The organism is Ruegeria sp. Alg231-54, from assembly GCF_900143525.1.
Taxonomy (GTDB): Bacteria; Pseudomonadota; Alphaproteobacteria; order Rhodobacterales; family Rhodobacteraceae; genus Ruegeria.
Window position 1 is genome coordinate 84,645 of sequence record NZ_FREZ01000003.1, and the last position, 15,843, is coordinate 100,487.

A 15,843-nucleotide genomic window follows, 5' to 3' on the forward strand; every position below is an offset into this window, starting at 1 on the left:
CTTATGCTCCTTTCGCCCAGCGGTAATTTTTCGAGGACATGGGGTCGGGTTGGTTTTCGAACTGATTTACCTTGCGGGTTTCGTCCGAGATGACATCTGCAACTGGCTTAATCTCATCCATGTGCCCGCCCAGCGTGCCATAGTCGCTGACACGCATTGTGAACTCAATGGGGGCGACCAGCGCTGGGGTCGGAACGTATCCGAACGATCCCGTGGGCATGTCCAGAATGTCCACCATCACGGTGATGCCGCCACCGGGCCAAACATAAGCCTCGGCGCCGCCGCAGGATACAAAGGTCAGCGAGTCCTTGACCGATTTCGTCAGCCGCACCGGGTTTTCCGTGACGCCCGCCCGCAGGCTGCCGCCTGCGCCTCCCATGAACAGAACCGAGCAGACCGAAGGTTCGCAGTTCTCGGCAATCAGCTCGGCAGACGCCTTCAGCGCCGCAGGAATCTCGACGGGCTGAGGTTTCAGCTCTGCATCCAGTTCAAAATAGCCATATTGCTCACCCGTGGTGGATACCATGAACAGGCTCATACCTTCACGCGCAAATTTCGGATTGAAATCGCCCAGAATTTTCAGTGGGTCCTCGATATCAGTACCGCCCCAGCCGGTGCCGGGCTCTGCAACCTGAAAATACCGACCCGGGGTGGAACGACGACCATTGATCTTGATGCCCGTTGGTTCGACATCCAGCAATTTACCGGCCTGATGCTCGGACAGAACGCCGGTAATGTGGTCGTCGACCACTACCACGTCATCCACGTGTTCAATCCATTGCTTGGCGAACATTCCGATTGTGGCCGAGCCGCAGCCCACCCGCATCAGTTTTTCCTTAACCCCATTAATGATGGGCGCTTTGCCGGCCTGAACAACAACCGTGGTCTCATGTCCTTCATCACCGATCACCATCTCGACGGCTTCACGATTGCACAGCCAAAGCAGGGCATCGCAGGTGATCCGGCCTTCTTTCTTGGTGCCGCCGGTCAGGTGTTCCACACCGCCCAGAGACAACATCTTGGATCCGTATTCCGAGGTCATGACGTGCCCGACCGGCTCACCATTTACGCGGACGACATCGCGTTCGTGGCCGATATGACGGTCGGTGTCGATCTTCACCTTTACTCCACAATACGAGAATATCCCCTCGGTCACGACGGTGACCATATCCACGCCCGCCACGTCCTGGCTGACGATGAAGGGCGCGGGTTTGTAATCGGGATAGGTCGTGCCTGCGCCGACGGCCGTCACAAAGGGCCGTTTGCCCTGCACGATGTCGCCGTCCCAATCTTCGGGGTCTTTGCCATCCTTTAAAAAGGGGACAAGCCGTGTGTCTTCTGTGCTTTCGATGATGGTCAGCGCATCCAGTCGGACAAGATCGCCGCCATGGTTGGCATAACGGTCGCAGGCTCCGATTTTACCGTCTGCGATATAGCACATCACCGGGCAGGCGTCGCAGCGGATTTTTTCCGGTGTAGTGCGCTCAGTTGCCATCTGTCAATTCCTTGATTGCTGCACGCATTTTTGCTGGCGTGGCGGGACCTTGGGTCAGTCGAACGCCGCAGGCGCGCTTGATTGCGTTGAATAGGGCCGGGGCCGTAGGGATCAGCACGTGCTCTCCCAGACCTTTTGCGCCATAGGGGCCGTGGGCATCCTCTTCTTCGATGATCAGGGTTTCAATCGGAGGGATGTCACCAATGGTCGGGACCAAATAGTCATGCAGGTTTTCGGTGCGTCCGGGCAGGTACTCTTCCATCAACGCCATGCCAAGACCCTGCGCGATACCGCCCTGTACCTGACCTTCGACCAGCATCGGGTTAATCGCTTTGCCGACGTCATGGGCGGCCACGAATTTGATCGGTTTTACTGTGCCAAGTTTTGTGTCCACCTCGACAACCGCCAGATGCGCAGCATAACCAAACTGAGCATAAGGTATCCCCTGACCGTTTTCGTCTAGCGGCTTTGTGGGCGGGTCATAAGTTTCTTCGGCGCACAGCACGTAACCTTCTGCGTCAGGTTCCAGCACGGTCAGGTCGATAGAGTGTTGTTGCCCGTTGTCGTCCACCACAATCGTTCCTGCGTTTAGGGTAATCACGGCGTCAGGCCCGGCGTTCACGCGGGACAGAATCTGCGCCCGCATCGCTTCGCCCGACAGACGTGAAGCGCTGCCAGAGACATAGGTCTGACGTGAGGCCGAGGTTTTGCCCGCGTCTGGCGTGACATCCGTATCGGCCCCGATGATTTCGATCTGCGTAACCGGGACGCCAAGCGCCGTGGCAAAGATCTGCGTGATCACGGTGTTTGCCCCTTGGCCGATGTCCATCGCCCCTTGGTGCAGGACCAAACTACCATCTGACCGGATGCCCGATTTGATCGTCGACGGGTTGGGCAACGAAGTGTTGCCGCACCCGTACCAGCCTGCCGCCAGACCAACGCCGCGCTTCAAGGTATTGTTTTGTTCGTTGTGTGCCTGAACTGCTTTATTTTCTTCAGCCCACGCGGGACGCAGCGCTTCGAGGCAGGCGCGAATGCCAACACCTTGATCGAAGACCTGCCCGCAAACGGTGGGGACCCCATTCTCCAGCGCATTGTTGATGCGGAAATCAAGCGCGTCGATGCCCAGCTTGTCCGCCAACTCGTCGAACAGGCATTCCTGCGCGATGGCTGATTGCGGAACGCCAAAGCCGCGGAATGCGCCCGATGGCGGGCAATGCGTATGGATGCCTTTGGCTTCGGCGCGGTAGTCGGCAATTCTGTAGGGACCCGAGGCATGCACGGGCACCCGGTTGGCTACGGTCGGACCCCAGCTGGCATAGGCGCCTGTGTTGAACAGCCCATCAAAAGTCATCCCACTGATACGACCGTCTTTGGTTGCCCCGATCTTGACCTGCAGGTCGGAAGGGTGGCGTTTGGTGGTGGACTGCATCGACTCGGTTCGGGAATAGGTCAGTCGCACCGGCTTACCGGTTTTGAGCGCGGCAAGAGCCAAATAAGGCTGCACCGAAATATCCAGTTTTGAGCCGAACCCGCCGCCGACCCCGGTCGGGGCAATACGGATCTGATCGCGCGGCATTCCCAGGATGATCTCCAGCGCGTCCAGGTCCATCACCGGAGCTTGCGTGCAGGCATGGACTTCGACCCGCCCGTTCACGATCTCGGCGAACCCGGCCTCAGGCTCGATATACCCATGTTCCACAAACCCCGAGCGGAAATGGCCTTCGACCACAACATCTGCGTTGGCCAACGCGGTTTCTGGGGTTCCGCATTTCACGAAACCGGCACACATTACGTTGCCGTCGCGATCTGGGTGCAGCTGCGCGGCTTGGGGCGTCATGGCGTCCAGTGAATCCAGCGCGGCGGGTCTTTCTTCCCACGTTACCGGAAAATCTGCTGGGTCGAAGGTTGCCAGAACCTCGGGCAGGCCAATGATGGCGGCGACAGCCTCGCCACGGAACCGAGCCTCGGTTTCCGCGAAGACAGGTTGGTCGGCAAAGTCGGGAATAACGCCAAAGTTGTTGCGCCCGGGAATGTCGGCCGCAGTCAGGACCGCTTCGATCCCTGGGGTCTTATTGGTCCAAGTGTCCAGATCGCCAAGTGTAAATCGGGCACGGTGGTAAGGAGAACGGATGACATAGATTTCCAACGTACCTGCCGGGGCAACATCATCGCCAAAAAGCTCTGTGCCTGTAACCTTGTTGTGCCCATCCACGCGCCAGATGGCGTCGCCCGCGTGTCCCAGTGTTGCTTCTGGCAAGGCAGGCGCACCAGCGGCGACCACGGCATCGATAATCTTGCGATACCCGGTGCAGCGGCACAAAACACCGCCAAGGGCATCCTGGACCTGTTCATTGTTTGGCTCAGGTGTCTCGCGCAGCAATGCGACGGCGGCGGTCATCATGCCGGGTGTACAGATTCCGCACTGCGCCGCGCCGTGGTTCTGAAAGCTGTCTGCCAAACGTTTGGCAATCTGGTCATCCTGCGTCAGCCCCGACACCGTTTCCACGGACCGCCCAGCAGCCTGTTGCGCCGGAACCAGACAGGCGCAGACCGGATCACCATCGACCAGAACGGTGCAAGCACCGCAGTCGCCAGCATTGCATCCGATCTTGACGTCGCGTGCTGACAGCCGCTCGCGCAGCATTTCCGACAGGCGCTCACCCACGCGCGGCACCGTGCTGACAGGGTGGCCGTTCAAGGTGAATTCGGTCGTGAATTCATCAGCGCGTTTATCCATGGTGTTTTCCCGCCTCTGCGATTGCCCGGACACATTGTTCTGCCACCGCGTCCAGTCGGAATGCGGCGTCCCCACGGACGTCATCAATGGGGCTGAGCGGAGCCAAATGCTCTGATGAAACGCCAGCCGTTTCAGGGGATTCCCCGATCAAATCGGCTTCGAGCTGTTCCAGTCTTTGTGCCACGGCTGATGCGGCCCCCACAGCGACGCGCGCATAGTTGATCCGGCGGTTTTCATCGAGGCCGATGATGACAGAAGTCATCGTGATCGATATCACAAGGTATCGCCGCGCGCCGAGTTTTTCGAAGTGCCCAACAGTTCCTTTGGGCGGATCGGGCAGGTAGATCGCGGTCACAATCTCATCGGCGGACAGCGCCGTTTTGCGCACGCCAGTGATGAACTCTGACAGCGGAACCTCGCGAAAGCCACGGGCCGAGCCAAGCTCAACGCTGGCCTTCAGCGTCAGCAGTGGCGGCACGCCGTCAGCAGCCGGCGAGGCGTTGCACAGATTCCCTGCAATTGTGCCGCTGTTCTGGATTTGCAGGCTACCGACTTCCCGCGCGGCCATTTGCAGGCCCCTAAATGCGACGGGCAGATCGGCTCGGGCAATGTCTGTCCAGCTTGTCGTGGCCCCGATTCTCCAACGGCCGTCCACAAGATTGATGCCCGTAAGGCCATTAATGCGTGTGACGTCCAATATGTCAGTGTGCAACTCATGACGCTGCCGGGACGGAAAATAGTCAGTTCCGCCAGCGACAACCGTCAGATCATTGCTGGTCAGCAAATCAAATGCATCATCGAGGGTGTTGGGAGAGAGATACCGCAAAGTGCCTATCCTGATGAGAAATTTCTCGTTAGTACACAAATGATATTACGCGAACAAAAAAAATGTCAACGATTTGTTTGGGCCGGTTCTTGTTTATCATGAGCGCTGGCAGAAGATTGGATCACGGATATTCAGTCGATTGATCATTCCCCTAATTTTCAAAGCTAATTGAGGAGCAGCCACTCTAGTCGCGATAAAATTGGGCGATGTGACGGCGCAATACCGATTTTGTTTCACGAATGTCCAGAAGTTCCAAATTCGGTCAGTAATTCGTTGACACACTAACAAACAGCCATGAATATAGTGATCGATCACTCACCAACGTGTTGATCTTACAACGGGCTGAAACCTACCGCCTGGTGTCAATAGGGAGGAAGAAATGAACAAGTTCAATTTGATGATGGCGACCGCACTTGCTGCTGGTCTTGTTGCAGGGGCCGCTGCGGCACAGGAAAAAGTACGAATCGCTTTCACTGATCCGCTATCCGGACCATTTGCGACGACGGGCACACAAGGCCTGGCGATCTATCGCCACAGCGTCAAAGAGCTGGTGAACGAACCTGGCGGGCTGTTGGATGGAATTGCCGAATTCGAGATGGTGCCTTTCGACAATAAGATCAGCGCAAAGGAATCGCTCATCCAGTTGCAGGTTGCCATGGATCAGGGCATTCGCATCATCGCTCAGGGCGCATCATCCGGTGTGGCGAACGCGCTGACCGAAGCGGTTGCCAAGCACAATCGTCGCAACCCTGATGATCCGGTTATCTTCCTCAACCACTCGGCCGTTGACCCGGCGTTGACCAATGACAAGTGCCAGTTCTGGCATTTCCGCTTTGACGCCAATGCTGACATCAAAATGGACGCGTTGACCGATGACATTGCAGCCAACCCGGATATCAAAAAAGTCTATGTGATCGGTCAGGACTATTCGTTCGGTAAGGCTGTTGCTGCGGCAGCTCAGCGGTTCCTTCAGGAAAAGCGCCCCGATATTGAGATTGTCGGGAATGAGTTGCACCCGATCGGCAAAGTCAAAGACTTCACGCCTTACGCGCGCAAGATTGTTGGTTCGGGCGCAGATGCCGTGATCACCGGTAACTGGGGCGGCGATATGGTCGGTCTGGGTAAAGCGGTCATGGGTGCCGGTTTCGACAAGCCGATCTACACCTACTATGGCGCGACCTCGGGCATCACCGCGGCCTTTGGTGAAGAAGGCGACGGTATCGTCAAGCTGGTCGGAGCAGGTCAGGTCAATCCGGCCCCAACTCCTGAAGCGCAGGAGTTCATCGAAGCCTTCTATGTAAGCTTCCCGGATCTTGACTTCGGTCAGCCTCAGATGGCGAATGTCGCACCGATGCTGGCAGCCGCGATCAACGAAGTTGGCAATGCTACGGATATCAAGGCGATCGCCTACGCGCTGGAAGGTATGGAATACGACAGTATTGTCACTGGCAAGACCCTGATGCGTGAAAGCGATCACCAGACGATCCAGACCGTGACCGTGCAAGGGCAGACACCCGAGGCTGCGTTCGACTATGACAATTCTGGCCGCGGTATGGTTGCAGAAACGGTTGTCGAACTGGCGTCCAATGACTCGCCCACCACGTGTGAGATGAAACGCCCATAACCCTCTAACCACTCTGGTGGTCCGTCCGAAATCCGGGCGGGCCGCCAGGCTACCACTCAATAAATGCAGGGAGACACGTAATGGCGCTGTTCCTCGTGAACGTGTTGGATGGATTTGTGACTGGTTTGTTGCTGTTCATGCTATGCAGCGGTCTGACACTGATCTTTTCCATGATGGGCGTTCTGAACTTTGCTCATGCCAGTTTTTACATGCTGGGTGCCTATTTCGCCTATCAGATCAGCCTCGTCACCGGATTCTGGGTCGGCTTGCTTGTCGCGCCATTGATTGTCGGTTTGATCGGAGCTCTGATCGAGCGATACGGGTTAAGACGAGTTCACAAATACGGGCATGTGCCGGAACTGATCTTTACCTTTGGTCTTGCGCTGCTGATTGAAGAAACAATTCAATTCTTCTGGGGCAAAAGTCAGCTTCCATTCTCGGAACCTGCCGCGCTGGATTTTGCAGCTTTCGCCATCGCTGGAAATGCCTTTCCTGCCTACAAGGTTTTCATGATCGCCGTTGCAATGGGGATCTTCCTGACGCTACTATACATTCTGACCAAAACCCGTATTGGCATGACCATTCAGGCCGCGCTCAGTTATCCCGAAACCGTGCAGAACCTGGGTCACAACGTACCGTTGGTCTTTATGTGCGTGTTTGGCGTAGGAACCGCGATGGCCGGGCTGGCCGGCGTCATCGCTGGTCCGGTTCTGGGGGTTTTCCCCGGCATGGCCTTGCAGCTGGGTTCGATCGTTTTTGTGACCATTGTGATCGGCGGCCTGGGTTCGCTTTGGGGCGCCTTGGTTGCATCCCTGATTATCGGCTGGCTTCAGACCTTTGCCACCGCCTATGACGTCACGGCTGAACAGGTGCTGACCGCGATCGGCTTTACCAAGCCAGAGCTGATCTGGGATCATCCGCTGCAGGACCTGTGGACACTAACATTGCCTCAGCTGGGCCCGATCCTGCCGTACCTGCTGATGATCATCGTTCTTGTTCTGCGCCCGCAAGGTCTTATGGGGAACCGTGAATCATGAGTATCGCTAGTAAGACGCCCTTGACTGCGGGCACTACGCGGCTGATATCGCTATCGAACGTGATGCCCTGGGCTTTTGCCGCTCTGTTCCTGTTGTGCCTGCCATTTGTGTTCCAATCCAGTTCGGCGCTGACGATCATGAACCAGATGGCAATCACCATCGTCTTCGCGCTGAGTTACAACATGTTGCTGGGGCAGGGCGGGATGCTGTCCTTTGGTCATGCGGTCTATATGGGCCTTGGCGGGTTCTTCGCCATGCACGCGATGAACATGGTTGAGGACGGGCTATGGTTGCCTTTGCCGTTTCTTCCGATTGTTGGAGGCTTGTTCGGCATGGTCTTCGCCTTCCTGATCGGTAGTTTTTCGACCCGTCGGGCAGGCACTGTATTCGCTATGATCTCGCTTGGTGTCGGAGAGCTGATCGCCGCCTGTTCCGTCATCATCGTCGTGTTCTTTGGCGGCGAAGAAGGCATCTCGGGCGACCGGACCATGGGTCCGCCAGTGTTCGGATATGAATTCCTTACACAGCAAGAGGTCTATTACCTTACGGTCGTGTGGCTTTTGGTGGCAGCACTGCTGATGTATCTGTTCTCGCGCACGCCAATCGGGCGGATCGCCAACGCAGTACGCGATAACGAGGAACGCGCCGAGTTTCTGGGGTATTCCCAGCGCAACGTTCGCTGGATATCCTTCTGCGCCTCGGGCTTCTTTGCCGGTGTCGCCGGGTCATTGTTCGCGATCAACTTTGAAATTCTGACTGAGGAAAACCTGAACCTTGCGACGTCAGGCTCGATCCTGCTGATCACCTTCATTGGTGGTGCCGGCTTCTTTGTCGGGCCGATCATCGGGGCGGTCGTGTTCACCTTGCTTCAAACGGTTCTTGGCCTGCATACCGAATTGTGGGCGCTGTATCTGGGCATATTGTTCGTGGCCTGTGTGATGTTCTTCCCGTCTGGTTTTGCCGGGTTGATCGCGATGCATCGACGACCACTTGCCCTGGGTAAACTGAATTTGTTGATCAAGCCGTATCTCAAAGTGGCAATCCCCGCGATCACGAGTGTCTTGTCCCTGGCCGCCATTCTGGAAATTCTTTTCCACAAGCGCCACGGATACGGTGGAGATCACGAGATGCACCTCTATGGTATTGCCTTTGACAGTGGCGGCTATCAGGCCGTAGCGTTTGCAACAATCATCGCCGCGATCTCACTATTCCTTGTGTCCCGCGTTTTGCCGGAAATCCGTGAAGCCTGGGACAATGCGAACCACGCGGAGGACCGGGCATGAGCGCTCCTGCTATCGAGCTAAGAAACCTCGAAAAAAGCTTCGGTCTGGCCAAGATCATTCAGGGTGTGAACCTGCAGATCGCCAAGGGTGAACGCCATGCGGTCATCGGGCCAAACGGGGCCGGGAAATCGACCCTGTTCAACTTGATCACCGGGCGGTTCGCGCCGACCTCGGGCGGGGTGTTTCTGCACGGCGAAGATGTCACCGGATTGAAGCCCTTCGAGATCAACCGCCGTGGCCTCAGCCGATCTTTCCAGATCACCAACATATTTCCCAACATGACCGTGTTCGAAAACATTCGGTGTGGGTTGTTGTGGACAATGGGGTATCGCTATTCTTTTTGGCACATGATTGGCCGCCAACTGGACGTTACCGAAAAGGCTGACGGTATTCTGGCGCGGATCAATCTGAGTTCGCGCCGGAATGAACTGGCTGGCACGCTGGCATATGCCGAACAGCGCGCGCTTGAGATCGGGATCACGATCGCAGGCGGGGCGGATATCATACTGCTGGACGAACCCTGCGCCGGGATGAGCCATTCGGAAACCGACCTGATCGTCGACCTGATCCGCAACGTGACCGAGGACAAGACGCTTTTGATTGTTGAGCACGACATGGGCGTGATTTTTGATTTGGCGGACAAGATCTCGGTCCTTGTATATGGCGAAGTGATCGAATCCGACACGCCGGATGTTGTACGCGCATCGGCGAAAGTGAAAGAAGCCTATCTGGGCGCAAGTTTGGAAGAGGAGGCTGTGTAATGCTTCAGGTCACCGACTTGCACGCCTATTACGGCAAGAGCCACATTCTTCAGGGTGTTAACCTTAAGGTGGGCGAGGGCGAAATCGTATCGCTGTTGGGGCGGAACGGGGTTGGGCGGTCTACCACCTGCAAGGCCATCATGGGCGAGGTCGCCCCGCACGGGTCGATCCAGTTCCGCGGCCAGGAGATCGCTGGCCGCAAGAGCTTTGAGATTGCCAAGGCCGGGATTGGCTACGTGCCTGAAAACCGGGATATCTTTCCCGGTCTCACAACGCGCCAAAACCTGATATTGGGGCTGAAACCTGGCCAAAAGGACGGCGATGGCCGCTGGTGTATCGAGGATATGTTCGAGATGTTTCCGAACCTGCGCAATCGTGCGGATGTCGATGCCTCGGTTATGTCGGGCGGCGAAAAGCAAATGCTGACCATCTGCCGCGCCTTGATGGGCAACCCCGATTTCATCATGATCGACGAGCCGACCGAAGGCCTAGCCCCGAAGATTGTTGAGCAGGTAGGGAATCTGCTGCTGCAGATTGCCGAGCGTGGCGTCTCGATCCTGTTGGTCGAGCAAAAGCTAACCATCGCTTTGCGTGTGACCAATCGAGTTTACGTCATGGGTCATGGGCACATGGTTTACGAAGGCACCCCGCAGGCATTGCGCGAAAATGACGAAATCCGGAAGGAATGGCTGGAGGTTTGAAGCATCGCCGTAGGCACTTCGCCCATTGTAAGCCGCGCTGACAGCAATACCGCAAAAAGATTGAAGGGAACTTCGTAAATGCGGAGTTCCCTTCCTTATTGGTGCACCAGATTACTTTTTCAGGAACGGTGCCATTGTCTTAAAGAACTTCTCGCCATAGGGCGGGCGAAGAGCCTTGAAGACACCATCCATATTGATCTGCTTGAAAATAGCTTTTGCGTGGCTGAACCGTTTGAAGCCATGCAGGCCGTGATAAGCGCCCATGCCACTGTTTCCGACACCGCCAAAGGGGAGGGTGTTCTGGGTCGAATGCATGATGGTCTCGTTGATGCACGCTCCGCCGGAAACGGTGCCTTCCATCACCTGCTCCTGCTCGCCCGCGTCCTTGGCAAATACGTAAACCGCCAGGGGGCGCGGCCGGGCATTGGCAAAGCTTATCGCTTGATCCAGCGAGTCGTAAGGCAGGATTGGCAGGATCGGCCCAAAGATTTCATCCTGCATGACGTCCAGCGCCGGATCGGCGTCGACGATCAGTGTCGGAGGCAGAATTTTCTCGTTTGTGGCTGAGAGATCTTCGTTGGCGGGATTGACCTGAACGACCCTCGCCCCTGCCGAGCGTGCTTGCTCCACAAGGCCTTTGAGCCGATCGAATTGGCGGTCGGTCACAATATGGGTGACATCCGGGTTGCCGGACAGGGTCGGGAAGGCCTCGGCAAGTTTTGCCGCAAGCTGGGTGGCGAATTCTTCCATCTTTGCGCGTGGGACCAAGACATAGTCCGGTGCCAGGCAAACCTGACCCGCATTGAATCCTTTGCCCGCCGCAATCCGGGCGACCGCAAGGTTCATATCTGTGCTGGGGGCGATGATGGCGGGGTTCTTGCCTCCAAGTTCCAGCGTCGTCGGCACCATATGTTCAGCTGCTGCGCGAAGGACGTGCGGGCCAATGGTGCTGGCGCCGGTAAATAGCAGGTGGTCAAAAGGAAGGGCAGTGAACGCCTGTGCGACTTCGACGCCTCCGGTCACAACCACGGCTTCGTGTGGGGCGAAGTTTGCTTCTATCAGCGACTTCAAAAGGTCGGATGTGCGGGGTGTGCACTCTGACGGCTTCAGCATGACCGAGTTGCCGGCCGCAAAGGCCTCGGCCATAGGGCCAATGGCCAGATAGATCGGAAAGTTCCAGGGGCTGACAATCCCAATGACACCCAGGGGTTGATAATGGATGCGACCGCGCGCGCCCAACAAGCCCAACGGAAACTCGACTTTTGCCTTCTCAGGGCGCATCCAGCGATCAAGGTTGCCCCGCGCGAATTTTAACTGTTTCACCGTGCCAGCGATGTCGGCCGCGACCGTCTCGTGGTGTGATCGGTTGCCAAAATCAGCCGAGATTGCGTCAATCAGGGCATCGCGATTATCCAATACCAGGTCGATTAAGCGCGTGATGCGATCCTTGCGTTCAGCCGCGTTTGGCGCGCCATGTTCGGCCTGGTGGGCTTTTTGTGTCTCCAAAAGCGTCGCGAGGCTCTCGGCGGGGTTGGGGCTATGCTGGTTCAATACGCGTCTCCTGCGGTTGGTTTTGCGGTGCGCAACCGCCTTCCTGTTGGTCTGTGTGCCCGTTCTGTCCCATTGGTCACAAGGTTCGGGTTTCGTTTCTTTGCCGCCGGGCTGCGAAGTCTGCGTTGACATTTATCCGGCGATGTGGAAGGTAAGTGATCGTTCACTAATTATCAAGAGCGCAGTATGACCCTGACCACAGAAGACAGGTTCAAGACCGGCATGCAGTTGCTGGCGGCCTCAACGACCATCATCACATCAGAATTCGAGGATTCGCGCGCTGGAATGGCGGCGACGGCGGTATGTTCGCTAACGGCCGATCCGCCAGCTTTGTTGGTTTGCATCAACCGAACAGCGCGAACATATGGCGTCGTGATGGACAGCCGAAAGTTTGCCGTAAACCTCATACCCGATGACATGACCGAGGTTGTCGGTGCCTTTTCGTCGAAAATGGACAAGGAACAACAGTTCCAGGTAGCCGGGACATGGATCAACGGAGATCTGGGTCTGCCTGTTTTGAAAGAGTCCGTCGTGTCCTTTGAATGCGTGGTCGACAACTGGGCAAACACGAAGACACATGCGGTGTTCTTCGGTATGGTAAAAGAAGTTCACCTGAACCCGGAAAAGTCGGCGCTAATTTATGGGCGCAAGGGATTTCACAAACTCACACCGCTGGAAGGCTGATGCAGGGTTAAAGTGAATTTTCACCTGCCTCCGCACGTCTTACACCACCAAAAACCGCCACTAAAAACGACCATCACGTAACTAGTAATTTGCCGTGATGATGCCCGGGAGGAGACACCAATGCCGACGCTTGGACAGCTGATCGACCGAAACGCAGACCGCTTTGGGGATCAAGATGCTTATGTGGAACTGGACCGCCGTTGCAGTTGGCGCGAGTTAGGCCAGCGAACAGATGCGCTGGCGCATGCGTTGCGGCCGCTGGATGTCCGCAAGGGTGACAGGGTCGGGGTGATCCTGCCTGACTGCATCGAGGTTGCGGAAACCATAGGCGCTTGCGCCAAGGCCGGTGCGATTCGAGTGGGTCTGAACTATCGCCTTGCCCCGCGCGAGATTGGCGCGCTGATTGACGACGCAGGCTTGGATGTTCTGATCGTGCAGGACACGAAAGTTGCAATCGCCCAAGAGGCACTGACCTTCAGCAAACGCCAGCCGGTGCTGGTGGGAGTTGGTGCGCAGCATACGCTGGAGCGGGATTATGAAACCCTGATCGCATCAGCATCTGATCGCGGAGCCTTCATCCATACCCCGTATGAGCAATTGATGATCTGCTACACCACCGGTTCAACTGGTTTGCCGAAAGGTGCGATCTATCCTCACGCGTTGATGATCGAGTCGATGGGTGTAATCGCTCTGACGGAAGGTGCGGGTCCGGATGATGTCTGGCTGCACGCGATGCCGGCATCGGGCGTTCCGATCATTCACCTGCTGCGCAACATGTTCCACGGCACCAAATGCGCTATTGTCGGCGAATGGGATGCTGAAACGGCGCTTAAGCTTATTGACCGTGAGCAGGCGACGATCTGCGTTCTGGTGCCAACGATGCTGAACGACCTGCTGTCTTCCGGCCTGATCACGCAATACAATTGCGCGTCGATCCGGCAGCTGGGGTATGGGTCTGCGCCAATTCCACCTGCGACGGTGCGGGATGCGCTCAAGGCTTTCGGGTGCAAATTCCTGCAGATGTTTGGCACGACCGAGCTGATGGGCATGGGTATGATGCTGACCGCAACCGATCACGAACGCGCGTTGAAAGACGGGCACAACTGTCTGGAAAGTGCGGGTCGACCACTTTACTACGTGGACGTCCGTGTGGTGGATGAGCAGGGCAATGACCTTCCCAGCGGAGAGGCGGGTGAGCTGCTGATACACTCGCCCTATGTGATACCGGGTTATTGGAACCAAGCGGTGGAGTATTCGGAAACTGTCCACGATGGTTGGCTGCATACCGGGGATATCGCAGTGATCGATGCAGAGGGTTACGTGCATCTCAAGGACCGGGCAAAGTTCCGTATCAAGTCCGGCGGCTATAACGTGTTCCCGGTCGAGGTCGAAAACTGTCTGGCTGAACATGATGCAATCGACGAAGTCAGTGTGTTCGGCTTGCCCGATCCAAAATGGGGGGATCGGATTCATGCCGTTGTCACCCTGAACTCGGATACCCCTGTTAGCGGCGCGGAACTGCGTGAGTACTGCCGGGGTAAGATTGCCAACTTCAAGATCCCGAAAGATATCGAGATTTGGGACGCATTGCCCAAAGGCCCGACAGGTAAAATTCAAAAACGCGAAATTATCGAGATTTGCAGTCGCGACGACCAAAGCGGCGCCGCCTGAGCGCCCCTCCTGACCGAATGCTCTTGGTCAGGGAATGAAGGTTCGAAAAACAGTGTGAGGCTTGATCCTGAAATGCGGTCAAGCCTCGTCGTTTCAATGGCCCACCTCAAATGAAGCAGGCCATCCGGTTGGGCAAGTGACCCAGTGAAATCTCTGTCGCTTGCCGCGTGTACCTACGCTTCCATGTGGCGCAGAACCGATCTCTGAAAGAAGGTCAGCGGAGATTCAGCGCCCGGACCAGAGGCCATTTTGCCGACCGTGTATTTGGGCGACATCATCGCACGCTGCATTTTCTCGACGACATATACATCCTCGGTCTGGAAGTCCTGCGTTTCCAGCGGATGCACTTTCCAGTGCGAGCTTTTGATCATGCCGGATACTTTGTCATAGCCGGGGATATCCTTGACGGATCCGCGGCTCGACATCCATGATTTTGCGGCCCAGACATAAGCATGCAACCGTGTCACACCGGCGCTTACAGGTTCCATCACGGATATCGAAAAAGACCAGGGGCTTGCCACGATCAGGGTCGTCGGGAACAACATGTAGACGCCGCCATAGCCTTCTTTCTCAGCATGCGGGATTTTCTTCGCGTTCCATTTGTCCATGCGCGTTGACACGAAATTCGGAACACGCGAACGCACGGTTTCGTTCTCGGTCGAGTACCAAACCTGATTGTCGCCATAAGGGTCCCAGATGTTCTTGTCCTGAGTTGGGCCGCCAAGAGTGTTCTTGTGCAGATAGGCCAGGTGGTATCCGTCGATGGCGTTCTCGAAGAACACTTTCCAGTTGCACTGCATTTCATAGGTCACAGGTTCACCGTAGGATATCAGTTCAGGGCTGGTGATGTCGTGCGGCCAGACGACATTTTCCAATCCGCTGAGCCATTCTGACAAGCCCTGATCGGGTTCGGGGTTGACAAAGACAATGCCCTTGAAGACCGCGACCGAAGCCCTGTGCAGGCCGTTTTCTTTTTTGTTGATGTGCGGGAAACAGGCTTGCTGGTCGGGGATACCACGCAACGCGCCATCCAGGCCAAAAGTCCACGAGTGATAGGGGCACACGATCGTCTTGCCCGCATTTCCGCAGCCGTGGTCCAACAGTTCGGTTCCGCGATGGCGGCAAATGTTGTGGAACGCACGCAGTTCGCCGTCGTTTCCGCGGACTACGACCAGGGTAAAGTGCCCTGCCTTGGCCGTCATGTAATCGCCCGCATTGGCAACCTTTGACTCTACGCCAGCGAACACCCAGCTGCGCGAAAACAACTTTTTGTTTTCCTGTGCCAGCCATTCATCTGATGTGTAGGCTTCGGGTGGCAATTCCTGGGTGGCGACCTCTGGCATTTGGTTTGGCTGTTGCATGAATGATCTCACAAATGGCTGCTAAGTTTTCATAATTGTCATTGTTGACAGGTAACCTTGAACGCGGCATATGTCAATGCAAAGTGATCGTTCACTAATTTTGACGATT

Annotated in this window: 12 protein-coding genes; 7 read left to right on the forward strand and 5 right to left on the reverse strand. The window is 56.4% G+C overall.

What is annotated here, in order from left to right; translation table 11 throughout:
• Window position 1: 1 nt before the first annotated feature.
• From DHN12_RS07275 to DHN12_RS07285, 3 genes are read right to left on the reverse strand one after another with little or no spacing between them, the layout of a single operon-like run.
• The gene (locus tag DHN12_RS07275) at window positions 2-1,495 is read right to left on the reverse strand and encodes a 6-hydroxynicotinate reductase (RefSeq protein ID WP_108859593.1); all 1,494 of its coding nucleotides are present in this window, start codon (window positions 1,493-1,495) and stop codon (window positions 2-4) included.
• On the reverse strand, window positions 1,485-4,235 hold the full coding sequence (locus DHN12_RS07280; protein ID WP_108859594.1) for a molybdopterin cofactor-binding domain-containing protein: 2,751 nt from the start codon (window positions 4,233-4,235) through the stop codon (window positions 1,485-1,487). Before DHN12_RS07280 ends, DHN12_RS07275 begins: the two co-directional genes overlap by 11 nt.
• Entirely contained in the window at window positions 4,228-5,061 is an 834-nt protein-coding gene (locus tag DHN12_RS07285) for a xanthine dehydrogenase family protein subunit M (protein WP_108859595.1), read from the reverse strand. Before DHN12_RS07285 ends, DHN12_RS07280 begins: the two co-directional genes overlap by 8 nt.
• A gap of 379 nt (window positions 5,062-5,440) precedes the next feature.
• On the opposite strand from DHN12_RS07285, the gene DHN12_RS07290 reads away from it, so the two are divergent.
• The 5 genes from DHN12_RS07290 to DHN12_RS07310 all read left to right on the forward strand — a co-directional run bounded on the left by DHN12_RS07290 (window position 5,441) and on the right by DHN12_RS07310 (window position 10,467).
• Window positions 5,441-6,685 carry a branched-chain amino acid ABC transporter substrate-binding protein gene (locus DHN12_RS07290; protein ID WP_108859596.1) on the forward strand — a complete coding sequence of 415 codons (1,245 nt, stop codon included), beginning with the start codon at window positions 5,441-5,443 and terminating at the stop codon, window positions 6,683-6,685.
• 80 nt (window positions 6,686-6,765) lie between these two features.
• Window positions 6,766-7,722: a branched-chain amino acid ABC transporter permease gene (locus DHN12_RS07295; RefSeq protein WP_108859597.1), complete on the forward strand. Its 957-nt coding sequence runs from the start codon at window positions 6,766-6,768 to the stop codon at window positions 7,720-7,722.
• Window positions 7,719-9,005, forward strand: a complete 1,287-nt coding sequence (locus DHN12_RS07300; protein WP_108859598.1) for a branched-chain amino acid ABC transporter permease — start codon at window positions 7,719-7,721, stop codon at window positions 9,003-9,005. Before DHN12_RS07295 ends, DHN12_RS07300 begins: the two co-directional genes overlap by 4 nt.
• Window positions 9,002-9,766: an ABC transporter ATP-binding protein gene (locus DHN12_RS07305; protein ID WP_108859599.1), complete on the forward strand. Its 765-nt coding sequence runs from the start codon at window positions 9,002-9,004 to the stop codon at window positions 9,764-9,766. Before DHN12_RS07300 ends, DHN12_RS07305 begins: the two co-directional genes overlap by 4 nt.
• Window positions 9,766-10,467 carry an ABC transporter ATP-binding protein gene (locus DHN12_RS07310; RefSeq protein ID WP_108859600.1) on the forward strand — a complete coding sequence of 234 codons (702 nt, stop codon included), beginning with the start codon at window positions 9,766-9,768 and terminating at the stop codon, window positions 10,465-10,467. The genes DHN12_RS07305 and DHN12_RS07310 overlap by 1 nt, the downstream gene beginning before the upstream one ends.
• A 111-nt stretch (window positions 10,468-10,578) precedes the next feature.
• On the opposite strand, the gene DHN12_RS07315 is transcribed toward DHN12_RS07310, so the two are convergent.
• Complete coding sequence (locus DHN12_RS07315) at window positions 10,579-12,018, reverse strand: coniferyl aldehyde dehydrogenase (RefSeq protein WP_199913482.1); 1,440 nt, start codon at window positions 12,016-12,018, stop codon at window positions 10,579-10,581.
• Between the two features lie 186 nt (window positions 12,019-12,204).
• Between DHN12_RS07315 and DHN12_RS07320 the strand changes: the two genes are divergently transcribed.
• Entirely contained in the window at window positions 12,205-12,702 is a 498-nt protein-coding gene (locus DHN12_RS07320) for a flavin reductase family protein (RefSeq protein ID WP_108859602.1), read from the forward strand.
• A gap of 120 nt (window positions 12,703-12,822) precedes the next feature.
• Complete coding sequence (locus DHN12_RS07325; RefSeq protein WP_108859603.1) at window positions 12,823-14,373, forward strand: class I adenylate-forming enzyme family protein; 1,551 nt, start codon at window positions 12,823-12,825, stop codon at window positions 14,371-14,373.
• A 173-nt stretch (window positions 14,374-14,546) separates the two neighbouring features.
• Here the strand turns inward: DHN12_RS07325 and DHN12_RS07330 are convergent, their stop codons facing one another.
• Entirely contained in the window at window positions 14,547-15,734 is a 1,188-nt protein-coding gene (locus DHN12_RS07330) for an SRPBCC family protein (protein ID WP_108859604.1), read from the reverse strand.
• Window positions 15,735-15,843 lie beyond the last annotated feature (109 nt).

Coding starts and splice junctions, on each gene's coding strand:
- DHN12_RS07290 (WP_108859596.1), top strand. CDS start 5,441: ATGAACAAGTTCAATTTGATGATGGCGACCGCACTTGCTGCTGGTCTT.
- DHN12_RS07300 (WP_108859598.1), top strand. CDS start 7,719: ATGAGTATCGCTAGTAAGACGCCCTTGACTGCGGGCACTACGCGGCTG.
- DHN12_RS07275 (WP_108859593.1), bottom strand. CDS start 1,495: ATGGCAACTGAGCGCACTACACCGGAAAAAATCCGCTGCGACGCCTGC.
- DHN12_RS07320 (WP_108859602.1), top strand. CDS start 12,205: ATGACCCTGACCACAGAAGACAGGTTCAAGACCGGCATGCAGTTGCTG.
- DHN12_RS07330 (WP_108859604.1), bottom strand. CDS start 15,734: ATGCAACAGCCAAACCAAATGCCAGAGGTCGCCACCCAGGAATTGCCA.
- DHN12_RS07305 (WP_108859599.1), top strand. CDS start 9,002: ATGAGCGCTCCTGCTATCGAGCTAAGAAACCTCGAAAAAAGCTTCGGT.
- DHN12_RS07325 (WP_108859603.1), top strand. CDS start 12,823: ATGCCGACGCTTGGACAGCTGATCGACCGAAACGCAGACCGCTTTGGG.
- DHN12_RS07310 (WP_108859600.1), top strand. CDS start 9,766: ATGCTTCAGGTCACCGACTTGCACGCCTATTACGGCAAGAGCCACATT.
- DHN12_RS07280 (WP_108859594.1), bottom strand. CDS start 4,235: ATGGATAAACGCGCTGATGAATTCACGACCGAATTCACCTTGAACGGC.
- DHN12_RS07295 (WP_108859597.1), top strand. CDS start 6,766: ATGGCGCTGTTCCTCGTGAACGTGTTGGATGGATTTGTGACTGGTTTG.